Below are 21,107 nucleotides of genomic sequence, written 5' to 3' on the forward strand. Positions count from 1 at the left end.
GTTAGCGTTTAGCCCTGATATAAATACTTGGTAAAAATAACGTTTTTGATAACCTCGCCACCGGTTTCTTTTTTCATATGATCTTGAAGCGCTTTAAGAATAGCGCGGCGAATATCTTCTCTACCCGTTAGTGACTTTACTTTTTCTTCAGGTTGTCTACCAAAGATATCGATGGCTGTTGCCCGTAATAGCGGCATATGGTGTTCTGCAATTTCCAGCTGATCTACGTCATAAATCATTAATTCAACGGTAACGCGTACATAACCAAGCTTTCTAGAAGACTCGCCAATGTAATTGGTAACGATGTCTGGCTCTAACCCAAGATAAGCAAAATTTGCCTTCTCTTGCGCAAATGCAGGCGTGAAAGCACTACTAACTAATAGAGCGGTAGCTATAAAGCGTGAAGCAAGTGACTTTGTCATGATTTGAGCCAAAAATACCAATTAATTTAGATGACAGGCTGTAGTGTAGCAAATCATAGGTTAATGACACTACTGCAAAAGTACTAAGGTACACGTAAAATCAATATGCTAGCTATTAGCAATCAGATAAACCACCATGTCACCAACAAGTGATATGATACTTTTTTTATCGTGTAAAATTATGACAGAGATTTGGTAGTGAGTTTTCCTAGCAGCTTTCCCGTTGGCTTAAATGTAGAGTGGATGCAAGCCGACAGTGCGCCCCGTAACAATCCATATTTAAAAAATTGGTTGTTAGATACAGGCTCGCTAACCGAGCGGGTGCAATCGCTTTGCCATCAATTTTCGTTAAGCGTGCTAGGGCAAGCTGAAACCGCACTTCATGCCAATGAGCAAAGCCTGCTGTCGAACCAGCTATCACATCAGCTTTCGCAGGCATTTCAGGTACGAGAAGTACTGTTATGTGGTAACACCCTGCCATGGGTTTTTGCCCGTTCCGTTATTCCCCAGCGTTTGGTAGAAGCAGAACTAGCAAATTTAGGCAGTGAGCCCCTAGGTAAGCGGTTGTTTAACGATGCTAGGTTCATACGCTCTGAGTTTGAATTGTGCCAATTGCCTGCCACGGCACTAGGCTTTGAGCGCAACCAACAATTATGGGGCCGACGTTCATTATTTACGCTGGGTGAAGACAGCATGATAGTGGCCGAAGTTTTTCTACCCGATGCGCCCGTTTATTATTCAAGGTACGACAATGGCACAGAGCTTTAACCTGACCCAGAATTTGAAGCATATGAAAGAAAATAAAGATGCGTATGTTCGCCTGATGCGGCTAGACAAGCCCGTAGGTATTTACCTGCTGCTTTGGCCCACCTTTTGGGCATTGCTTATGGCATCAGAGGGCTTGCCCAGTATAGGCATGGCGCTTATTTTTACCGCCGGCGTGGTAGTGATGCGCTCAGCGGGCTGCGTCATTAACGACTACGCTGATAGAAAAGTAGATGGCAGCGTAAAGCGCACCGCCACGCGGCCATTGGCCACAGGAGAGGTAACACCAAAACAAGCGTTAAACCTGTTTGGAGGGCTAATTATACTGGCCTTCTTGTTAGTGCTTATGTTGAATTGGCAAACAGTTGCCTTGTCGGTTATTGCGCTATTGCTTGCTGCGAGTTACCCCTTTATGAAACGCTACACCCACTTGCCACAAGTGGTATTAGGCGCTGCTTTTGGATGGGCAATTCCGATGGCGTTTATGGCGGTGTCTGAAACTGTGCCTGCGTATGGCTGGTGGTTGTTTGTGGCAAATCTATTATGGACGGTAGCTTACGACACCATGTATGCCATGGTAGACAGAGACGACGACCTAGAAATAGGGGTTAAATCTACCGCCATTTTATTTGGTAAGTACGACGTGCCCATCATTATTGGGCTTCAAGCTGCTACATTAACGATTTTGTACTTTATCGGCGGGGCTATTGAAGCGCACTGGCCGTATTACCTATCGCTAATCATTGGGGTAGGGTTGTTTTATCGTCAGTACCAATTTATTAAGCACCGGCAGCGAGAAGGGTGTTTTACCGCTTTTATCGAAAACCACTATGTAGGCTTGGTATTTACGTTAGGTTTAGTGGCGAATTTTTGGATAGGCTAGGTATTTTTGTAGAGGCTAAAGGCTTAGCAAGTAAGCATCCCCTTGCATCACATGCGTTGTCTAAAGCTATTGCGATGTGTAGCAAGGGAGTGTGGAAATTAGCGTTTAGCTACTCAGGTTTAGCTGCTTCTGCCGCTTTCGCTTCTAATTGAACAATGCGAGCTTCCATTGCGTCTAACTTTTCGCGAGTGCGAATAAGCACCTGGCTTTGAATATCGAACTCTTCACGCGTGACTAAATCAAGCTTCGAAAGCTGCGATTGTAAAACTTGTTTAATTTTACCTTCAGCGCCTTCAGCCATGTTACGCACACCCGGTGGTACGGCGTCAGCAATCTGTTTCGCTAAATCTTCGAGTTTTTTCGGATCCAACATGGATTTCCCTTATAATGCGCTTCGTTAGAATAGGCTTCTATTCTATCGGTATCGCCACTTCTTGCAATGAAAAAGCACGTTAAACAAAAACAAGCCTTATCGTAAGGCGCTTTAAAGTAAGCACGGCACACATTACACCTGTTAGGTTTTAGGAACGTAATTTAGGAACGCGATGAAATTAAACGATGCGCAACAATCAGCTGTCACCTTTGTGTCTGGCCCCTGCTTAGTATTAGCGGGCGCCGGCAGTGGTAAAACTCGGGTTATTACCAACAAAATTGCGCACCTTGTCAGAAATTGCGATATGCCAGCACGGTATATTGCAGCGGTAACCTTTACCAACAAAGCCGCCCGAGAAATGAAAGAGCGGGTAGCCGAAACCCTAGGGAAGCCAGAGGCACGTGGTTTGAAGGTATGTACCTTTCACACCATGGGGCTAACCATCATAAAAGCCCATATTAAAGAGCTAGGCTTAAAGCCTGGTTTCTCATTGTTCGACGATAAAGACTCCTTGGCGCTGTTAACCGATTTAACCGAAGACACGATAGACGGCGACAAAGATCAGCTTTCACTATTACAAAGCTGTATTTCAAACTGGAAGAACGACTTGCTGCTGCCCGAAGCGTTACTAAAACAAGCCACCAGTACCGGTGAGCGAGAATTTGCTGAAGCGTATAAGCGCTACCAAGATAACTTACGCGCCTATAACGCCCTTGATTTCGATGACCTTATTTTATTGCCCACGCTGCTATTAAAAACCAGTGAAACCGCACGGGCCAAGTGGCAAAATAAAATTCGCTATTTGCTGGTGGATGAATACCAAGATACCAACACCAGCCAGTACGAACTGGTAAAGCTTTTAGTTGGCGAGCGTTCACGATTTACCGTGGTTGGCGACGACGACCAATCTATTTATTCATGGCGCGGCGCTAAGCCACAAAACTTAAACTTGCTACAGCAAGATTTCCCGCGCTTGAACGTCATTAAACTTCAGCAAAACTACCGTTCTTCAGGGCGAATACTGCATTGCGCAAACATTCTTATTCAGAACAACCCGCACTTGTTCGACAAAACCCTGTTTTCTGAACTGCAATATGGCGAACCGCTTAGAGTCATAGAAGCAAAAAACGAAGAACACGAAGCTGAACGAGTGGTAGCAGAACTGTTAGCGCACAAGTTTATGAACCGCACTAAGTTTAAAGACTACGCTATTTTGTACCGAGGAAACCATCAAAGCCGCTTGTTCGAAAAGCTACTAATGAGTAACCGTATTCCGTATAAAATTAGTGGCGGTATGTCGTTCTTCGGGCGCACCGAAGTGAAAGACATCATGGCTTACTTGCGCTTGTTGGTGAACCAAGATGACGATAATGCCTTGCTACGGGTAATTAACACGCCAAGCCGCGGCATAGGCCGAGTGACACTAGAAAAGCTGGGTAACTTTGCGAACAGCTTGGGCGTGCCTATGTTTGAAGCCGCTACCCATCCTAATTTAAACAGCGTGTTGTCGGATAGGGCCTACGATGCTGTATCAGGGTTTGCTCGCTGGATAGTAGAAGTGGCTGATAACGCGAATCGAGGCGACACTAAAGACGCCCTTCGCGGCATGATCCGAAGCATGAGCTACGAAGAGTGGCTATACGAGCAAAGCGCTAGCCCCAAAGCGGCTGAAATGGGCATGGCGAACGTAAGTACGTTGTTTGGCTGGGTAACCGACATGCTAGAAGGCAACGAGCTTGATAGCCCTATGAACCTTACCGAAGTAGTAAACCGCCTTATTTTGCGTGACATGATGGAGCGAGGCGAAGACGACGGTGATGGCGACCAAGTACAGCTAATGACACTGCACGCTTCTAAAGGACTAGAGTTTCCAATTGTGTTCTTAGTAGGCATGGAAGAAGGTTTGTTACCCCATCAAAGCAGTGTAGATGAAGACAACGTAGAAGAAGAGCGCCGCTTAGCTTATGTAGGCATAACGCGTGCGCAGCGAGAACTTATTTTCAGCTTAGCCAAAGAGCGCCGTCAGTTCGGTGAAGTTATAAACCCTGAACCAAGCCGCTTTCTTTACGAGTTGCCCACAGACGACCTTCAATGGGAAAACCAAAAGCCGAAAGAAAGTGCCGAGGTACGCCAGCAAAAAGGCCAAAGCAGTATTGCTAATTTAAGAGATATGCTGGGTAAGAAATAGTGCTAATAGCGTTGACGGCTATGAACGTAAGGTAGTACAGGCCCCTGCAACAAACTGCACTGATAATCTGAATTAAAAGGTGTTAGTAATAACTAGCAGGGGAATATAGCAACAAACAGCTTGGCTTAGTTAAACAGCTAGCCTGCTAGCTGTTTCATATCAAGCACGGTTGCGCGAGTAAGCACCTTACCTTGAGCGTAATTGCACTCAATATCTGTAAGTGCATTTAGCTGTGCAGGTGAATCAACCCCTTCGGCAATTACCTTAAATTTAAGGTGCTCAGAAATAAGCATCACCGATTGAATAAGCTTAAGGTTTCGCTGCGAACGAGGCAGCGAGCGCACAAATCTATGGTCAATTTTGATGAAATCAAACGGGTAAGCGAATAAGTAACTAAGCGACGCTAAACCACTACCAAAGTTATCTAACACTAAGGTAACCCCCGCACGCTTTAACTTTTTAATAGCAGGCAAAATAAACTGAGAACGGCGATTCAAATCGTTTTCATCAAACTCAAATACCAAATCATGAGGCGATATTTTGTATTCGTCTATAAGCGAAATCATTTGATTCACCATAGACGCTTGCAGCAAATGAATGATAGAAACATTTACCGCAATGCGGCCAGTATCTTCACCAGTTTTTTTCGCATGAGCCAATAACTCACAGGCTTTACGCATTTGAAATAAATCTAAATCTAAAGTTAAGCCGCTTTGTTCAGCCACTTGACGAAACTGCTCGCGCGCTATTTTGCCGAAAGTAGGGTGGCTCCAACGCACATACATCTCATTATAAAGCGTTGTGTTGTCTCTTAAATCAATCACAGGCTGCAAGAAGTATTCAAACTCTTCATCACGCAACGCACGACGGAATTCGTTCTCTAGCTCAAGTTCTTCAATGAGGCGGTCGCGCATGCTCTTATCGAACATAACGAATCGGCCACGGCCCAAGGTTTTTGCTTGATACATGGCGGCATCAGCATCACGCAGCACTTCATCGGCACTACGGTAATACGACTCTAAATTAGCAATGCCGATACTGGCACCCGAATACATTTCTCGGCCTTCCAACAAAAAAGGCTCGGAGATTGAGTTGATAATACGCGATGCCACTTCTTGCACATCGGTTAAATCTTCAAAGTTATCGAGTAAAACCACAAACTCATCGCCGCCTAAGCGGGCCAGTAAATCATGCCCACGAATGCATAATGCAATACGTCTAGCCACTTCAACTAAGAACTCATCACCCGCGTGATGGCCTAGGGTATCGTTGATAACTTTGAATCGGTCTAAATCGATGAACAACACCGCAAAGTAATTTTCGGTGTAACGCTGCTTACTGGCAATGGCTAGTTCAAGCCTGCTGGTAAACATCGAGCGGTTTGGAAGGTCGGTAAGTGAATCGTGATGCGCATCGTGAATAAGCTTAAGCTCAATTTCTTTACGCTCTTCAATTTGCTGCTTTAAGTATTTATTGGCTCTATCGAGCTCGGCAGTGCGCGCGGCAACCCTGAGCTCTAGCTCACTGTTATGGCGTTGAATTTCTTCGGTACTGCGCTTGCGCTCCATGGTTACCGCGATATGGTGTGAAACAAAGCGCAGTAGCTCTAAGTCTCTTGCCGTATATTTGGCATGCTTACCATAGGTTTGTACCGCAATAACCCCAAACACTTCACCATCGACCACTAGCGGCGAACCAAGCCAAGAGTTGGCACTATTTAACATGGTTTGAGCAATAGACACGTCAATTTCACCCGCTTCAGCCAACTCTAACACCCTTGGCGGGTTAATTAGTTCAGCCTGGCCGGTACGCAGTACAAATTCAGTTAACCCCAATCCCATGGGGCGAGATTCTACTTCCGCATGTACCATATCGCTGAAATAGGGGAACTCTAGCATTTGCTTCGATTCATCAATAATAGAGATAAAGCAGTTTGGTGCACTAATTAGGCGGGCTAGAATTTCGTGCAGGCTAGAATAGAAGACCGACATGTCGCCTTCTAAGTTTGCAGCTAATTCGGAGATTTCAAATAAGGCTTGCTGTAACGACTCTACCTTTTGGCGCTCAAGAATTTCTTCTTGAAGATCATCGTTTATTTTTCGAAGTTGGCGAGTACGTTCACGAATAGTGCGTTCGGTAAGTTCGCGGTTTTTAACCCGGTCAACCGTGGTCACAATGTGCTGAGAAACAAACAGCAGTACTTCTAGGTCTTCTTGGGTGTAATGCACACCTTCATCGTAGGTTTGCACCACCATAGCGCCAATCACTTGGCTGCCACGTTTAAGTGGAACCCCAAGCAACTCAAAAGGCTGAGAACCTACTAATTTAATACCGTGATCTTCAGCGAACACTTCTTCTTGTTCACGCTTATAAAATAAGTGCTGACCGGTACGCAATATAAAACCCGTCATGCCATCCATTAATGAATCGGCAGGTAATTGCTTTACGGTTTGTTCGTCGAATTCGTCAACGAAATAGGCGAAGTCGACAATTTGGCTGTCTTGTTCGTAGAAGGCAACAAAGAAGTTATCGGCGTTCATGAAATCGGCAATGATTTCATGAATAGCGGTGTAAAGACGGTTTAGATGACTAACAGAACTTGCAAGCTCGGAAATGTCGAATAGCGCTTTCTGAACTCGTTCAGCACGCTTATATTTATTAGTGAGTTGTTGAAGCTGCGGTATAATTTCCCGCAGCTCTTCTTCTGTCAACTCATATTGCGTTGAATCTGATGACATTCCGTTCGCCGGCAAGTAAAAAGAGCTTATTCTTAGATGCGGTTAAATTACCCGATCTACTCGAAAAACGCTACTTTTTCCAACAAATTGTTAGTAAATGTCGAAGGCTAGATACCTTCAATCATGTACTCAATTGCGGCTTTAATTTCATCATCAGAGCACGAAGCACAAGTACCACGAGGAGGCATTGCATTAATACCGTTAAGGGCATTTTGCCATACGCCATCTAGGCCTTTTTCGTCTAAACGAGGCTGCCAATCAGCGGCTACGTGAACTTTAGGTGCGCCAAGCACACCAGAACTATGACACGCTACACAGGCAGAGTTATAAACATCTTCACCCGACTTAGCACCACCACCTGCAGCAGCAGGACCAGCAGCTTCCGCGCCAGCTACGTGTATCTGACCAACCGGTTTAATACGGTTAGCAATATCGTCGTTACTCATTTCTTGTGCTTGCGCCGCAAACACAGTAAGTGCTGTAGCTGCAACAATAAACCAGGTTTTCAATTTCACATCTGTCTCCAGGCAATCATGAACTTTAAATTAAAGTATAACTGGCCAGATTATAACGGGAATTCAAGGGCGAACAACTATTTGCTATCAATTACCTATAAAAAGTAGGGATAAAGTACTTTCAAAACCCATTAAAGTAAGAGAATTACACAAACCAGTTGATGCGAGCCCATGGCCTAAGTATTATTACGCCGCGCTTAAGCAGGAAGTTTAACAACACCGCGTTCTTATTCCTTTAGAACAGGTTAAATTTTTATCATATTAAGCCATTATCAATGCACCCGTAGCTCAGCTGGATAGAGCGTCGCCCTCCGGAGGCGAAGGTCACAGGTTCGAATCCTGTCGGGTGCGCCATTTCTTCCAAATGTATTAATTTTTCTTAGTCACAAGACTTTTCAAAGTAGTTATACTCCTTCTCACTACTTCATTTTTAAGTGCGCCAACTTGTCTTTAACTTCGCCTCACTCTATGCGTAGCCCCAGCTTTGCCCAGTCATTGCTATGTTTCAGCGTTATTGTAGCGTTGATAGCGGGCGGTTTATTTGGCTTAGGCATTAGCCTGCATGCATTAATTTTCTTGTGTTTGCTTTGGGCTGGTATTAATGCGTTTAGTTTGGGGTACAAGTACCTGCAAATCCGTGAACTAATGACCAGTGCATTAACGCGGGCAATGCCGGCAATATATATCTTTATCCTTATTGGAATGGTTATCGCCAGCTTCATGCAAAGCGGCACTATCTCAACCCTCATTTATTACGGCCTAAGTTGGCTGAACCCTAGTATATTCTTAGCGGTGGGACTAATTCTGTGTGCGGTAATGTCGGTAGCCACAGGTACGTCGTGGGGCACGGTGGGTACTATGGGGGTAGTGCTAATGGGCATTGGCGAAGCCATGAATATACCGCTACCTATTATTGCCGCCATGGTGGTTTGTGGCGCTACGTTTGGCGATAAAATGTCTCCGGTTTCTGATACCACCAATCTCGCGTCGATGAGTGCGGGCACCACTATTTATCGGCATATGTATGCCATGCTGCTAACTACACTGCCTAGCTTTCTTCTAACATTCGTAATTTTCTTAGTTATGGGATTTACCTACGCAAGCCAAAGTTTAAATGTTGAGGGGATATACGAAATCAAAGCAGCGCTTGCCAGCCACTATAACCTTGCGCCTTACATTACTTTGTTACCGCTGGTGTTGCTAACGGTTATGAGCATTAAAAAAGTCCCAGCTGAAGTCGCCATGTCATGCAGCATTCTTCTTGCCGTTATCATCGCTATTTTCTACCAAGACACCAACACAATTAGCGTACTTAATGCACTTTGGGAAAACACCCCACAAAATACAGGTATCGCAAATTTAGATGCATTATTGGGCCGGGGCGGCATCAGCAGTATGAGTTGGACGCTATTACTCGCGTTAATGGCCATAGCATTGGGCGGAATATTACACGGTACAGGCTTTTTAGCGGCGTTATTGTCGGGCATTATTAAAAGGGTAAAGCGCACCGCAACGTTAATCGCCGTTACCATAGCATCTGGTTTTTTAGGAAACGTGGCAATGGGCGAGGCGTATATCTCTATTATTTTAAATTGCCAATTGTTTAAATCAAAATATCAGCAACAGAAGCTTGATCCTGCCGTACTGTCTCGGTCAGTGGAAGAAGGCGCCACCATGACCACGGGCCTTATTCCTTGGACAACGGCGGGGGCGTTTTACTCTGCAACCCTAGGGGTTGAGGTTCTCGACTACGCGCCCTATGCATTTTTTAACTATCTAAATGGTGTTGTTGCGATCACCATGGCTGCATTGGGCGTAGGTTTATTGAAAGGAAAAAGGGCACAACACCACTGACGTACCAATAAGCAGCCCGCCTGCTAAACCGGCTAATGGTTCAAACGGGGTTGTTGTCCCGTTTTCCAACGCGTTCTCAACGTTTAACTTTGCGCGTACTAATGCCCACAAATCATTTAACTATAGCTATGCGAATTAGGGAGTTGAGCCATCATTCTTGACCATTTTTTAAGAAGTACAAATCAGAAAAGCCCATTTTTACAAATTCGGCATCTCTGAAATTTCTTACGGTTTTTTTGTCTTTACTGATTGAGGCAAGTTGCTGTTCAGTTTGCAAAAACTGGGTAAGGTCTATTCCCTCAGCATCGGCCACTGCTTCATGCATATTTTGATAGCGGCTGTATGAAAAATTTATCTCTTTTGCCACACCATTAAACTTATAACGTACTTTATGGGCCATGTTCTACTCAGGTTGGTCGATGCAATTCAAAAACTGTTTAACCGCCATTATAAACTCAATTAGCGGTACGTAATCAAAAAGCTTAACAATAAAACCATCGAGGCAAGGTGGATATTAAGCTTAAATTCGGCTCAGCATTTGGCATGTTAGGCGGCATTTTTTTGTTTTTAAAACGGCACAATTAACTTTTCCTAGTAACTAGCTGTGTTACCGTTATTAGCATCAATAGCCCTAGACTCTTTAATAAATAGCAAGTAGCAAATATCAGCATGTCAGTAAAGAATTATCAAAAATTCTACGAACCACTAAACGCGGTACGCTCGGCTGACTTTAACCGCTGTATTTACTGTGGCTGCGAAGCCGCACGCCCCGACTTTATCCCACCCATAAAATTTATTCACGACTGGCGAGACGTAAACTCCAGCGCTGATTTTATTTCAGCACCCTCATGCAATGAATGCTTCGACCTACTTAAAAATGAAAACAGCGGCACGCTAGAACCCAGAATAACCGTGTTAAAAAAACTATTGGCAGCAAAGTATAAAAAAGCCATTAGAGTGTTTAACCACTGGAGCATGGATGAAATTGAAGAAATGGACACCGCATTTCAAATAAGCCTTAAAGGCGGCATGCGTTTAGGCAAAGAAACCCTTTCACGGCTTCAATTTTCTGGGTTCGACTATGAAGTGAACGGCAGCATAACGCGGGTAGCCAAACCGCAGCGCGAAGTGTTTAAAGTGTTCGATGAAGAATTCGAGAGCTTCAGAGAAGCGTTAGCCTTTGCCAGCGAAACCTACCAAATAAAGAAAAGCCGACTAAGTCAGCTTTATTATGAGCATGATGAAAACTTTGATAAGGCGGTTGAGATTTTTCATGGGTTGGTTTAAGGTAAATTTTTTAATGATACTACAAATTTACCCCGCACTTTTAGCCTATGAGAACTTGCTTGAGCTGGGTTACAACCGAAATGATTGGAACTCCAAGGTCTTTTATTTTCTGTGCCGCCTCTATAAGGCCATCGAAACTAATATTTAAAATTTCTTTTTTGGGGTTTGTCGTATTGACTTCGGCAACTACTCGCTCCAAGTTTTCAACCAAGTCAGGGTCGGCGTGTTTCTCTGATACTTCGGAAACATAAGAAGCCAATTTACTGATAAGCTGCTTTACCTCTACCGCATCCGTTTTGTTTGTGTTTATCTTTCCTATCTCATTGAAAATGTGTGATATTTTTCCTTCTATGTTAACTATTCCGTAATTTTCGTTGATATTGAAATTTTGAGTTTTATTCACAATAGTTTTCCTTACCTTTTTTGCCTCGCGGTTTAGTAGCTTATTTAGTTTTTTAAAAGCTTGAGGTCTAAAGTTGAGTTCAAGTTTTATTTTTTGAAGTACTTCATCTGTTTCTCCGGGAGAAAGAGCTTCATATGTCTCTATAACTGCACTAAAAAGCTCTTCACTAAGTGAGCCTACGCGCTCTTCATCTCTTACAATTCGGGAAACTGCCGTACTAATGAAAAGTTGGAGGTTGTCCGTTTCGGGGGTTTTAGCTTGAGGTCGCAAATGCCCTTCTGAGATGTTTCCTAGAAGAGAATTTAAAGCTTCTCTATCCGAGTGAAGCCTCATCAATATCATCCTCAACTTTCTTGCTCTATCTAGCTCTTCAACGGAAAGCCTACTATTCGCATGGCGGTGCCATACTCTAAAGTGTTTATTGTTCGCGTATTTTTTCCAAAGTTGCCGAAAAAAGATAGTGTTGTTATATATTGGAACGTTTAAACCATTGCTTTTGATGAGAAGTTTATCGCGAGCTTCAGTTTCTATATAAATTAGAGGAGTCCCTTTTATTGTCCACCAATTAGGGATTTCATTTTCAGTTATCCATGAGTTCGGAGTAGTGGCTAAACGATAATGAAATGAAAGTGCGTCCTCGAGTTCTCCTACTTTATACTCCACTTTGCTTTTTGAAGTTGACTTTACACTACATATAGTATTTAGAAGCTCATCTAAAATTGAATTAATACTACTTGTTTGTAAAGACACGCATTTGCCAAGCTCTGGCCTTAAGCCAATTTCATACTTACCGCTGCATAGCCCATCAAAATAAAAGCGAGAAAAGACGCGCCTACATTTTATAATTTTCTTTTTAGATGGTGCATCGGCTTCTGCAAGACTTATAAATGGAGGGCGAGGAAAGCTGATGGTGTTATTGACGCTGCAAATAGTTCCTTCGCCTATATTGTTGGCACCTCCCTTTAATCTTTTTACAGTAGGGCCGCCATAGCGAATGAAGTGTTTATTTTGAGGAGTTGGCCACGATGGTTTTTTCAGCCAAGAGTTTTCCTGGGATAGAAACCTCCGACTATCCGTATACGAAAATTGAAAAATGATTAGCATAATCTTCCTTGATTTAAAATCGTGCCAATAGGGCAAACCTATTGGCACTGAGCCAAGAAAGGCTGAATACGACTATTATTTTGACCAAATAACCATTTGGCCGCGTCGTAACGCATGGAAAACATGCTATTCAACACGATATTGCCGCTTTAACCTTTTAAGCTACAGGATCCCTGATTGATCCTGGCGGGATTCGAACCCACATCTGCAAATTTTCTTTCTCTATGTGAAATGCGATCCGCTGTCTCAAATCACCTTAATAACATATAAAGAACTTTCCTTTGAAGTCAATATATTTTGCATTATGTTCTGAGCATTAAGTCATAGTAATGTCTTTGTATGAAATTTAAGTTATCAGAAGAAGTAAAAAAATATCCAATGTCGCGCTAAAGGATTTAGATAGAACTCTTTGGGAACTTCCTGAGTATTATTTAGGTGTAAAGTTAGCCGAGTCTGCGAAAAAGCAGGGCTATTCTTTTGAGCTAGAGAAGAGTACTAAAGAGATAGCGAAAGAGCTGAACGTAGCGCTACCAGAGTCTTCTAGGAACGGTCGAATAGACTTGGTTATTCGAACTTCGTAACAAAAGAAGTTATCTCATCTTATAGAGATAAAGAGAAGACTTGGCCTTCATAAGGTAACAAAAGATGTTTTGCGACTCGCTGAGTTTTTCTCTGCTTCAACCAAAAAGTCTGCAAAAAAAGCGTTTTTGGTTGTAGTTACAAGAGCAAAGCCCAAAATTATAGAAAAAAGAGAAGGCGAATTGCAAGATAAGCTAGATTTGCATTTCAAGAATAGGAAACAGGCAGCGGTTATTGGCGTTAAAGAAATTATTTCTATTGCTGAGTACAAAAATTGCGATAGAGCTGACTGGAAAGATGAACACGTAGTTATTATGCAAATAACGGCAAAGTCTTAACTGTTGAAGCGTTAGTAATATGCTGCTTGATTTCCACTTTGGCAACCAAGCAGCAATCTAAATTAGGCTTTTAAAACGTTCTTCAATTAATTCTAATGGAATGTCATCAGTCATATGTGACCAAGAAACTCTAATAGACCCTGCGATTTCGTCCTCAGTAAGCCCCATCGAAGTTAAAACATGTGATGCCTGGTAGCTTGAAGATGTGCAAGCAGAACCATTCGAAACTGCTATCACATCTTTCAACATAACCATCGCCGCTTCTGAATTCACTCCGGGTATATAAAAATTAGTAACGAAAGGGGAAGTATTTTCGCCGATAACCTTTCCTCCAAGCCTACTAATTAAATCCAAGAATTTTTCTTTTAATTTTGTGCTGTGGTTCTGCCAATCAACCTTATTCTTTTGAGCCAATTCACAGGCTAAGCCAAAACCTCCTATTAATTGGACAGGTAGAGTGCCAGGCCTAAGCCCTTTTTCTTGACCACCACCGAAATAGACTGGCTTAAGCGGAGCTTTCAAGAAACCACGCTTTCGAGTTACTAATGCTCCCACGCCCTTGGGCGCGTAAAGTTTGTGCCCACTAGCACTGATAAAATCAATTCTTTTGTTATCCAGTTCGTCACTTAACTTACCAAAGCTTTGAGCGGCATCTACGTGTAAATAGGCATTGTGCTCATTTAGTAAATTACAAATGGCTCCAACTGGCTGAATACTTCCGGTTTCGTTATTAACATGCATAACAGAAACTAGAACGGTATCTTCTCTCAGTGCTTTACCGATACTTTCTACATCAATCACTCCAGACTGATCGGGTTTGATGTAAGTGACTTCGAACCCATGGCTCACAAGGTTTTCAATAGGTTCAAGTACCGCTTTGTGTTCAATGGCGGTAGTGATGATGTGTTTTTTGTTATTCTTTTCGGCGTACTCTTTTAAGCCCAGAATCGCAATATTGTTACTTTCTGTGGCGCCGCTTGTGAAAATGACCTCTGACTTATCAGCGTTAACTACATCGGCTACCTGCTTCCTTGCTTTTTCAACAGCCTGTTTTGCAGTGGCACCGAATGAATGAGTTCTGCTTCCGGCATTTCCGTATTCTTCTACCATTAGTTTAAAAACTAAATCTGCTACTTCTGACAGTACGGGGGCAGTTGCGTTGTAATCTAAATATGTAGTCATCACTTTCTATTAATACTTACCAAGGTACAGGCGACATCTTGAAATTTGTGTTGTACTATACCACCATTTTGTTCGTAAGAACATTTTTCGAATCGTACGAACTTCAATTAACTTAAAGTCTAAATATGTCACAGATAGCATCAGGGATGTCCTTTCCGGCAATCAAAGGACAGCAGGCAAATGACGAATACTATATCGTAATGTGCCCCTTAAAAAGACTGAAAAAGATATTCAGTTTTGATGAAGGGCAACTGCCTGTAGATAAACGAGCGCAGCGGATTATCAATGAGGAGCGGATTCCTGATATTGCTAATTACATATTAGGCAACAGGGATGATTATGTATTCTCAGCGCTAACGGCGTGTATTGATGGTGAGTCGGAATTTTTAGCTATTGGCGAAGCTAAGCACGAGCAGAAAATTGGCACTCTAGTTATTGATGAAGATGCAGAATTATATATCACTGACGGGCAGCATCGGAACGGAGCTATTCAAGAAGCGTTAACTCAAGATCCAACCTTGGGTGATGAAACAATCTCAATTGTTTTCTTCGCAAGTAAATCTTTAGAGGAACGTCAGAAAATTTTTAAAGATTTAAATCTCTACCCAGTGAAGACCGATTCATCTTTAAGCATCACTTACGGCGATAGTCCTGACGCAAAGCTATCAAAAACGATAATTTTCGAAAGCGAGCAGTTTCGCAAACTTGTTCACATGGAAAAAAGTAACCTTGGGCCTCGCTCTAAAAAGCTAGTAAGTCACAGCGCAGTGAACACTGCTACAAAGGCGCTTTTAGGCAATATTACCGAGGCAAACTATCAAGAGTTAATACCTATTGCTTCAGAGTACTGGCATAAAGTTTTAGTAAACATGCCGAGTTGGATACTCGTCTGTAACGACGAAGCCTCTGGCGGTGAAATAAGAGAAGAATCAATAAACGCGTACTCCGTTACTTTTCATGCGTTAGGGCTACTTGGCTGTTGGTTACTCAGGCATGACAAAAAGTGGAAACAAACTCTAAAGCGATTGAAAAAAGTCGATTGGTCTAGGAGCAATTCCGATTGGGCGGGAAGGTGCGTAGTAAACGGAAGTATGTACAACAATACAAAAGCGGCCAAGTTAACGTGTATTAAAATCAAACAATTGATGAGTATTGAGCTGTCTGAAATCGAACTATTGGCGGAACAGGCGCTACAAAAAGAGGTTACTCAACAATGAGCCAAGTAAGTACTCAATCAGCTTTTAATGAGGTTGGTTTAAAAAACTCTGTTTCACAGTCTATTGAACATGTGAAAAAACTCTACCTTAGTGACAGTATCCCTTGGGTTATCGGATATAGCGGCGGCAAAGACTCTACCGCGACATTACAGTTGGTGTGGTATGCCCTTCAAGAATTAGTGAAGGAAGGCAAAGCACAAAAAAAAGTGCATGTAATCAGTACCGACACCTTGGTTGAAAATCCAGTTGTGTCTTCATGGGTAAACAAGTCCTTAGAGAAAATGAAAGCGGCTGCTGAAGAGCAGAAACTGCCGATTATTCCTCATAAGTTAGTTCCTGAAGTGAAAAATCGTTTTTGGTACAACTTAATAGGCAAAGGATATCCAGCCCCACGAGCTAAATTTCGCTGGTGTACTGATAGGCTTAAAATATCACCTTCTAATAGCTTTATTCAGAACCTTGCTGACAAGAATGGCGAAGCGATCTTAGTATTGGGTACTAGAAAAGCTGAAAGCTCGGCACGAGCGGCCAGTATGGATAGATTTGAAAACTCAAAGACGAATACCCGAAAAGCGTTAGGGCTTACAGAGAATGGTTCATTAGACCGAGTCTGGGTGTATGCCCCGATAGCCCACTGGACCAATGATGATGTATGGATTTACTTAAATAGTATTAAAAACCCATGGAACTTCCCAAATCATGATCTTATGGGCATGTACCAAGGCGCTACAGAAGGTGGTGAATGCCCTCTTGTTGTTGATAAGTCGACACAAAGCTGTGGTGATAGTCGGTTTGGTTGTTATGTGTGCACCATGGTTTCGGAAGATAAATCGATGAATGCCATGATCGCTAACGACGACGAAAAAGAGTGGATGATGCCGCTCGTTATGCTCAGAAATGAAATTGAAGTTAACGATGCTAATCACGACAAAAAGCTAGATAAATTAAGAAGAGACAAAGGTAACCGCGACTTTAGAAGAATGAACGGAACTCTAACCGTTCATGTAACTAAGCACGGTGCGGATCTTGTGCCCGGCCCATATGTTCAGTCGTTTAGAGAGCATATGCTTAGAAAAGTACTAGAGGCTCAAGTAGCGGTCCAGCAAATGGCACCTCCAGAAGTTAGTGACTTAGAACTTATTGCAATTGAAGAGTTAGAGGGAATTCGACAGGTTTGGCTCAACGATAAGCATGAAGCGGAAGACTCGCTACCTCTAATTTACGAGCAAGTTATTGGCAAGGCCTACCCGGGTAAGCGTAGGGCGCATCATCCCATAATGAACAAGAGCGTACTGGACAAGTTAAAAGCACATTGTGCAGAGCAGGGCGATGAAGACGGTTTGCTTTACCAACAAATGCGAGCGGTGCTCAATGTTTCCAATAAATACAGGAACCAGCTTCGCCGAGCTAAGTTAAAAGACGAACTAAACGACGTTTTAGATAAAGGCGCATTTGATAGTTTATTTTACGCAAAAAAGTTTGCGTTAGAACGAGAAAGGCACCGCAGACAAATCGAGTTAGAGCACATCCAAATTAAGATAACTAATTCCCAAGCGGAAAACGCCCAAAATGATGCTGTAAAAGAATTGCAGCAACAGCAAGAGTTACTTGAAGAGAGTATCGCAATTATAACGAAGTCATTGAAAGAAGATGGTTATAGCTCTCTATTGATTGAGAGTGTGGAAAACGTCTAATGCAACTTAAATCACTAACCATAGAAAACTTTGGAATCTACAAAGGTGTCCACACTGTCGATTTAACGGTAACAGAAGAAAAGCCTATTGTATTATTCGGCGGCTTAAATGGCGGAGGGAAAACGACTTTCTTAGATGCGCTGCAATTGGTTTTATACGGAAAACACGCCAAATGCTCCAATCGTGGAACTCAAGCGTTTGGCTCTTTTTTAGCAGGTACTAAAAATAGGTTTTCTGAGCAATCTGAAAGTGTTTCATTAACGCTCGAGTTTACGCATAAAGCTGAAACTGATGAATACATTTTTATAGTTAAGCGTTCTTGGTCGGTTGCTAGCAGCCCTGAAAATACAAAAGATAAATTAAAAGTATTTTGTAACGGCGAGGTAGATGAATTTGTAAGTTCTAATTGGGATGATTTCGTTAACGAATTTATACCGCAGTCATTATCCGATTTATTCTTCTTCGACGGTGAGAAAATTGAAAACTTAGCGAACCCAGAAAGAAGCTCTGAGCTTATTCAAACCGGACTAGAGAATTTATTAGGCTTAGATTTACTCACTCAACTACGTTCAGATTTAACTGTTATCGAAAAAGAACGTAAAAAAAGCAATATTGATGAAAACCTAATAAAAAGAGTTTCAGACTGTGAAGATGAAATAGGCGAGCACGATATTGTTTTACGCTCTTTAAGAAATGAAGTTGCAGGTTTAGAAAAGGATATTAGTGGCCTTAATTTGGCAATCAATAAAGCGAGACAGACCGCCCGTATATCTGGAGCTCATCTTATTGAAGAGCGCGACTCAATTAAATTTGAACTAGGCGCTATAGATCGTCAATTAAAAGACAACTTGCAGCAAAGGGTAAAGATTGATGCTGGCGCGTGTCCGCTTGGGCTTATACCCAAGCTATTAGACGAAACCAAACAACAGATAGCGATAGAAGCGAAAGCAAAACAAGCCAAAGAACTCGACGCATCAATTTCTGAATATGAAGAGCAGATATTGAGTACGTTAACTCAAGGTAACGTGGACAATGACACTCTGAACGCTATCAACAAGCTCGTAGATGATAACCAAAGCGAGCGCCGTAGTTTTGCTGCTAGCAACTGCTATATCAATTTACCATTAAGTATTTTTACTGGGCTTGATGAGCGTATTGCAAGCGAGCAGGCTGAGCGCAGAAAGCTAATTAAGGCCCGTGAAGAGCTAAAAGAGAAAGAAGCTTTGTATGGCAAGCAAGAAGAAGCAATACCGGATTATAACGATGTAAAAGCTATTTTAAGTGAGCTTGCAGCACTTGAAGCGGAATTTGAGAGTAAAAGTACCTTACTGGAACATAGTAAAGGTCTTTTAGCGCAAGCAATCGCAAAGCGTGACGTGTTAAATACAAGGTATACAGGCCTTCTGACTCAGCAAAATAAAGATACATTTGAGCAAAAACGTGCACTTCAAGTTTGTGACCATGTGAACAAGTTAAAGGCTACTATGCATGGTTTCGCTAAATCTATGATTAAAGAAAACATAGCGCTGATTGAACGAAAAATTGCAGAAAAGTTCATCGGGCTGACTCGTAAAGATAGTTTAATAACTTATGTATCAGTCGATACAGAGACTTTTACTTTAACGTTACTTAGTCAGGAAGGGGGAGAACTGGCACCAGGTCGTCTTTCTGCAGGTGAAAGGCAGTTGCTTGCAATTGCTATCCTGTCAGCTTTGGCTGAAGCATCAGGCAAAGAGCTTCCAACAGTTATCGATACGCCATTAGGGCGTTTGGACGGCAAGCATCGAACCAAGCTTATAAAGAATTACTTCCCTAAAGCCGCTAGCCAAGTATTACTTCTTTCTACTGACGAGGAAATTACCGGGCAGTATTACGATGACTTGAAGTCGTATGTAAATCGTGAATATCAAATTGCTTTTGACGAAGAATCTAAATCCTCAACCATTTCAGAGGGCTATTTCAATGGCTAACACTATCGATACAATCAGGCTATCTGAGAAGCAAAAACAACAGCTTATCCGTCTTAAATCAAGAACAGGTATTGAAAACTGGAATGTACTCTGCAGGTGGGCTTTGTGTATGTCTCTTGCGGAAGAGACTGTTCCACCAGCTGAAGATATACCATCTGACAGTAACGTTGAGATGAGTTGGAAAGTTTTTGCTGGGGAGTATGCGGACGTTTATTTAGCGGTACTCAGGCTAGCATATGAAAAGCAAAAAAAGTTTATGAACGAAACATTGTTTGCAGATTTTTTGAAGCTTCATTTGAATAGAGGAATTAGTTTTCTAAATAAAAGAAATATCTAAATAGCTATTCTCATTCAATTTTTGAAAAATAGAAAGAGCTGATATTTAGAACATCAGCTCTTGCACAGTTGGTTTGTAAGAAAATTTTGTAGTTTTCTTTATTATCTTCCATACCTTTTTACTAATGTTACCAAAAATAGGCTTGCTAGTAAGAGACCCCCAATGGAAAGAAAAATCGTTACAATTCTACTGATTATGTTACTTGGAGTGTAGTCACCATAACCGAGTGTAGTGAAAGTAACCACACTAAAGTATAAAGCATCTCCAAATTCTGTAATTGTCTCAACAGAAAAAAACTTACCAGCTCTCCATGATTGTACTGTACCTCCCGATGGCGTTATTCCAGAAATTGAGAAAATGAAAGAAGAAACTAAAATAAATAGAATGGCGACGCAAGCAACCTTTTTAGGGTTTTGAAAGTAATCTGATACATGTTTTAAAGAAGAATAAATAAAGCGCGTTCTTCTTCGACCGTCTACCTTTGCAATTAAATCGTTTTCTCGAATATACGCTTCCGCTGCTTCTTCTTCCCTACCAGCTTGCTCAAACTGAAGTCGCTCGTTTCTAGTAAGTTTTAGTATGGTCTCTTCTTTTTCATTACAGATATTCGCCGTGTTTGCAGCGTCTTTATACCATTGTGCAGATAATTCGTGTTCATATTTCTGTCTGTAAAATTTTGCTAAATGTTCGTAATACTTATATGAATCCTTATCTTTTTTTTCACTTCCCGTTTCACCGGCAGTTATCAGAAACTGATGATATTCTTTTTTTCCATCCTCGGTGTAAATAAATTTATCGACTATCAGCTTCGCCACATGGTACTTTTCTTCGACTGAACCTAATGAGTTGACTTTGTTATTATACAAATTAACAAGGGCAGTTCGCTCTTCAGAGTCGACATCTCCAGATTTTTTATCTAAGAGAGCTGCTTCTTTTGCAGTTAATTTGCTGTAAAGTTTAGTCTTTGTTTCACCTTGATTAGACTCATTATCTTTAATTCTCCATTTCTCACCTTTAATTTCTAGCCAGTCATTTTCACTGTCTTTTAAGGTGTAAACAAGTTCATCAATTTGGTCTTGGGCAAGCCTGTCTATTTCTTCTCTAAAAAAGTCTGAGTCGTCGTCTTCAAGATACTCAGGAGGATAGTCCTTAAGGTAGTCGAATAAAACTTCAAATCCATTGATTTCAGCGTTATTAGTTTCGTCTAATTGTGTTTTTAAGTAATCGATAAAATTAATGTAATTAAATGAACTCATAT

At 42.0% G+C, this 21,107-nt stretch carries 18 protein-coding genes and 1 tRNA gene; 11 read left to right on the forward strand and 8 right to left on the reverse strand.

Features of this window, described 5'->3' with window-relative positions:
* Positions 1-8 precede the first annotated feature (8 nt).
* Positions 9-422: a flagellar basal body-associated protein FliL gene (locus AV939_RS00350; RefSeq protein ID WP_057794938.1), complete on the reverse strand. Its 414-nt coding sequence runs from the start codon at positions 420-422 to the stop codon at positions 9-11.
* A gap of 198 nt (positions 423-620) precedes the next feature.
* Here AV939_RS00350 and AV939_RS00355 point away from each other — a divergent pair, with 198 nt between their 5' ends.
* Both AV939_RS00355 and ubiA read left to right on the forward strand, forming a co-directional pair.
* Positions 621-1,190: a chorismate--pyruvate lyase family protein gene (locus AV939_RS00355; RefSeq protein ID WP_057794936.1), complete on the forward strand. Its 570-nt coding sequence runs from the start codon at positions 621-623 to the stop codon at positions 1,188-1,190.
* Positions 1,191-1,212: 22 nt separating this feature from the next.
* Entirely contained in the window at positions 1,213-2,070 is an 858-nt protein-coding gene (ubiA, locus tag AV939_RS00360; RefSeq protein ID WP_061998133.1) for a 4-hydroxybenzoate octaprenyltransferase, read from the forward strand.
* Between the two features lie 109 nt (positions 2,071-2,179).
* Here the strand turns inward: ubiA and ubiK are convergent, their stop codons facing one another.
* Complete coding sequence (gene ubiK / locus AV939_RS00365; protein WP_057794934.1) at positions 2,180-2,443, reverse strand: ubiquinone biosynthesis accessory factor UbiK; 264 nt, start codon at positions 2,441-2,443, stop codon at positions 2,180-2,182.
* A 172-nt stretch (positions 2,444-2,615) separates the two neighbouring features.
* Between ubiK and rep the strand changes: the two genes are divergently transcribed.
* The gene (rep, locus tag AV939_RS00370) at positions 2,616-4,631 is read left to right on the forward strand and encodes a DNA helicase Rep (protein WP_061996734.1); all 2,016 of its coding nucleotides are present in this window, start codon (positions 2,616-2,618) and stop codon (positions 4,629-4,631) included.
* Positions 4,632-4,768: 137 nt separating this feature from the next.
* Here the strand turns inward: rep and AV939_RS00375 are convergent, their stop codons facing one another.
* Positions 4,769-7,369, reverse strand: a complete 2,601-nt coding sequence (locus AV939_RS00375) for a sensor domain-containing phosphodiesterase (protein WP_061996736.1) — start codon at positions 7,367-7,369, stop codon at positions 4,769-4,771.
* A 107-nt stretch (positions 7,370-7,476) separates the two neighbouring features.
* Positions 7,477-7,884 carry a c-type cytochrome gene (locus tag AV939_RS00380; RefSeq protein WP_013786129.1) on the reverse strand — a complete coding sequence of 136 codons (408 nt, stop codon included), beginning with the start codon at positions 7,882-7,884 and terminating at the stop codon, positions 7,477-7,479.
* 277 nt (positions 7,885-8,161) lie between these two features.
* Between AV939_RS00380 and AV939_RS00385 the strand changes: the two genes are divergently transcribed.
* Together AV939_RS00385 and nhaC are read left to right on the forward strand one after the other, a co-directional pair.
* A tRNA-Arg gene (locus AV939_RS00385) sits at positions 8,162-8,238 on the forward strand.
* Positions 8,239-8,352: 114 nt separating this feature from the next.
* Positions 8,353-9,738, forward strand: coding sequence for a Na+/H+ antiporter NhaC (gene nhaC, locus AV939_RS00390; RefSeq protein ID WP_061996738.1), 1,386 nt, complete (start codon positions 8,353-8,355; stop codon positions 9,736-9,738).
* Positions 9,739-9,889: 151 nt separating this feature from the next.
* On the opposite strand, the gene AV939_RS00395 is transcribed toward nhaC, so the two are convergent.
* Complete coding sequence (locus AV939_RS00395; RefSeq protein ID WP_057794924.1) at positions 9,890-10,138, reverse strand: DUF2960 family protein; 249 nt, start codon at positions 10,136-10,138, stop codon at positions 9,890-9,892.
* Positions 10,139-10,407: 269 nt separating this feature from the next.
* Between AV939_RS00395 and AV939_RS00400 the strand changes: the two genes are divergently transcribed.
* Entirely contained in the window at positions 10,408-11,025 is a 618-nt protein-coding gene (locus AV939_RS00400) for a hypothetical protein (protein WP_061996740.1), read from the forward strand.
* 40 nt (positions 11,026-11,065) lie between these two features.
* Here AV939_RS00400 and AV939_RS00405 read toward each other — a convergent pair whose 3' ends face one another.
* On the reverse strand, positions 11,066-12,532 hold the full coding sequence (locus AV939_RS00405; RefSeq protein WP_061996742.1) for a hypothetical protein: 1,467 nt from the start codon (positions 12,530-12,532) through the stop codon (positions 11,066-11,068).
* 707 nt (positions 12,533-13,239) lie between these two features.
* Here AV939_RS00405 and AV939_RS20110 point away from each other — a divergent pair.
* Positions 13,240-13,449, forward strand: a complete 210-nt coding sequence (locus AV939_RS20110) for a hypothetical protein (protein ID WP_197427687.1) — start codon at positions 13,240-13,242, stop codon at positions 13,447-13,449.
* Between the two features lie 57 nt (positions 13,450-13,506).
* Here the strand turns inward: AV939_RS20110 and dndA are convergent, their stop codons facing one another.
* On the reverse strand, positions 13,507-14,631 hold the full coding sequence (dndA, locus tag AV939_RS00415) for a cysteine desulfurase DndA (protein ID WP_061996746.1): 1,125 nt from the start codon (positions 14,629-14,631) through the stop codon (positions 13,507-13,509).
* Between the two features lie 125 nt (positions 14,632-14,756).
* Here dndA and dndB point away from each other — a divergent pair, with 125 nt between their 5' ends.
* Genes dndB through dndE form a run of 4 tightly spaced genes read left to right on the forward strand, consistent with a single transcriptional unit; the run spans position 14,757 to position 19,849 of the window.
* Positions 14,757-15,848 carry a DNA sulfur modification protein DndB gene (dndB, locus tag AV939_RS00420; RefSeq protein ID WP_061996747.1) on the forward strand — a complete coding sequence of 364 codons (1,092 nt, stop codon included), beginning with the start codon at positions 14,757-14,759 and terminating at the stop codon, positions 15,846-15,848.
* Positions 15,845-17,542 (forward strand): DNA phosphorothioation system sulfurtransferase DndC, encoded by a 1,698-nt coding sequence (dndC, locus tag AV939_RS00425; protein ID WP_061996749.1) that lies wholly within the window; start codon positions 15,845-15,847, stop codon positions 17,540-17,542. Before dndB ends, dndC begins: the two co-directional genes overlap by 4 nt.
* Positions 17,542-19,512 (forward strand): DNA sulfur modification protein DndD, encoded by a 1,971-nt coding sequence (gene dndD / locus AV939_RS00430; protein ID WP_061996751.1) that lies wholly within the window; start codon positions 17,542-17,544, stop codon positions 19,510-19,512. The genes dndC and dndD overlap by 1 nt, the downstream gene beginning before the upstream one ends.
* On the forward strand, positions 19,505-19,849 hold the full coding sequence (gene dndE / locus AV939_RS00435; protein WP_061996753.1) for a DNA sulfur modification protein DndE: 345 nt from the start codon (positions 19,505-19,507) through the stop codon (positions 19,847-19,849). The genes dndD and dndE overlap by 8 nt, the downstream gene beginning before the upstream one ends.
* Before the next feature lie 101 nt (positions 19,850-19,950).
* On the opposite strand, the gene AV939_RS00440 is transcribed toward dndE, so the two are convergent.
* Positions 19,951-21,105, reverse strand: a complete 1,155-nt coding sequence (locus AV939_RS00440; protein WP_061996755.1) for a potassium channel family protein — start codon at positions 21,103-21,105, stop codon at positions 19,951-19,953.
* Between the last annotated feature and the right edge of the window lie 2 nt (positions 21,106-21,107).

Source organism: Alteromonas sp. Mac1 (assembly GCF_001562125.1).
In the GTDB taxonomy this organism is placed as follows: domain Bacteria; phylum Pseudomonadota; class Gammaproteobacteria; order Enterobacterales; family Alteromonadaceae; genus Alteromonas; species Alteromonas stellipolaris.

What these genes read in the sequence shown, in the direction of transcription:
- dndA (WP_061996746.1), bottom strand. Translation starts at nt 14,631, where the DNA reads ATGACTACATATTTAGATTACAACGCAACTGCCCCCGTACTGTCAGAA.
- ubiA (WP_061998133.1), top strand. Translation starts at nt 1,213, where the DNA reads ATGAAAGAAAATAAAGATGCGTATGTTCGCCTGATGCGGCTAGACAAG.
- AV939_RS00440 (WP_061996755.1), bottom strand. Translation starts at nt 21,105, where the DNA reads ATGAGTTCATTTAATTACATTAATTTTATCGATTACTTAAAAACACAA.
- AV939_RS00350 (WP_057794938.1), bottom strand. Translation starts at nt 422, where the DNA reads ATGACAAAGTCACTTGCTTCACGCTTTATAGCTACCGCTCTATTAGTT.
- rep (WP_061996734.1), top strand. Translation starts at nt 2,616, where the DNA reads ATGAAATTAAACGATGCGCAACAATCAGCTGTCACCTTTGTGTCTGGC.
- AV939_RS00375 (WP_061996736.1), bottom strand. Translation starts at nt 7,369, where the DNA reads ATGTCATCAGATTCAACGCAATATGAGTTGACAGAAGAAGAGCTGCGG.
- AV939_RS00405 (WP_061996742.1), bottom strand. Translation starts at nt 12,532, where the DNA reads ATGCTAATCATTTTTCAATTTTCGTATACGGATAGTCGGAGGTTTCTA.
- dndC (WP_061996749.1), top strand. Translation starts at nt 15,845, where the DNA reads ATGAGCCAAGTAAGTACTCAATCAGCTTTTAATGAGGTTGGTTTAAAA.
- AV939_RS00400 (WP_061996740.1), top strand. Translation starts at nt 10,408, where the DNA reads ATGTCAGTAAAGAATTATCAAAAATTCTACGAACCACTAAACGCGGTA.
- dndD (WP_061996751.1), top strand. Translation starts at nt 17,542, where the DNA reads ATGCAACTTAAATCACTAACCATAGAAAACTTTGGAATCTACAAAGGT.
- AV939_RS00395 (WP_057794924.1), bottom strand. Translation starts at nt 10,138, where the DNA reads ATGGCCCATAAAGTACGTTATAAGTTTAATGGTGTGGCAAAAGAGATA.
- nhaC (WP_061996738.1), top strand. Translation starts at nt 8,353, where the DNA reads ATGCGTAGCCCCAGCTTTGCCCAGTCATTGCTATGTTTCAGCGTTATT.
- dndE (WP_061996753.1), top strand. Translation starts at nt 19,505, where the DNA reads ATGGCTAACACTATCGATACAATCAGGCTATCTGAGAAGCAAAAACAA.
- ubiK (WP_057794934.1), bottom strand. Translation starts at nt 2,443, where the DNA reads ATGTTGGATCCGAAAAAACTCGAAGATTTAGCGAAACAGATTGCTGAC.
- dndB (WP_061996747.1), top strand. Translation starts at nt 14,757, where the DNA reads ATGTCACAGATAGCATCAGGGATGTCCTTTCCGGCAATCAAAGGACAG.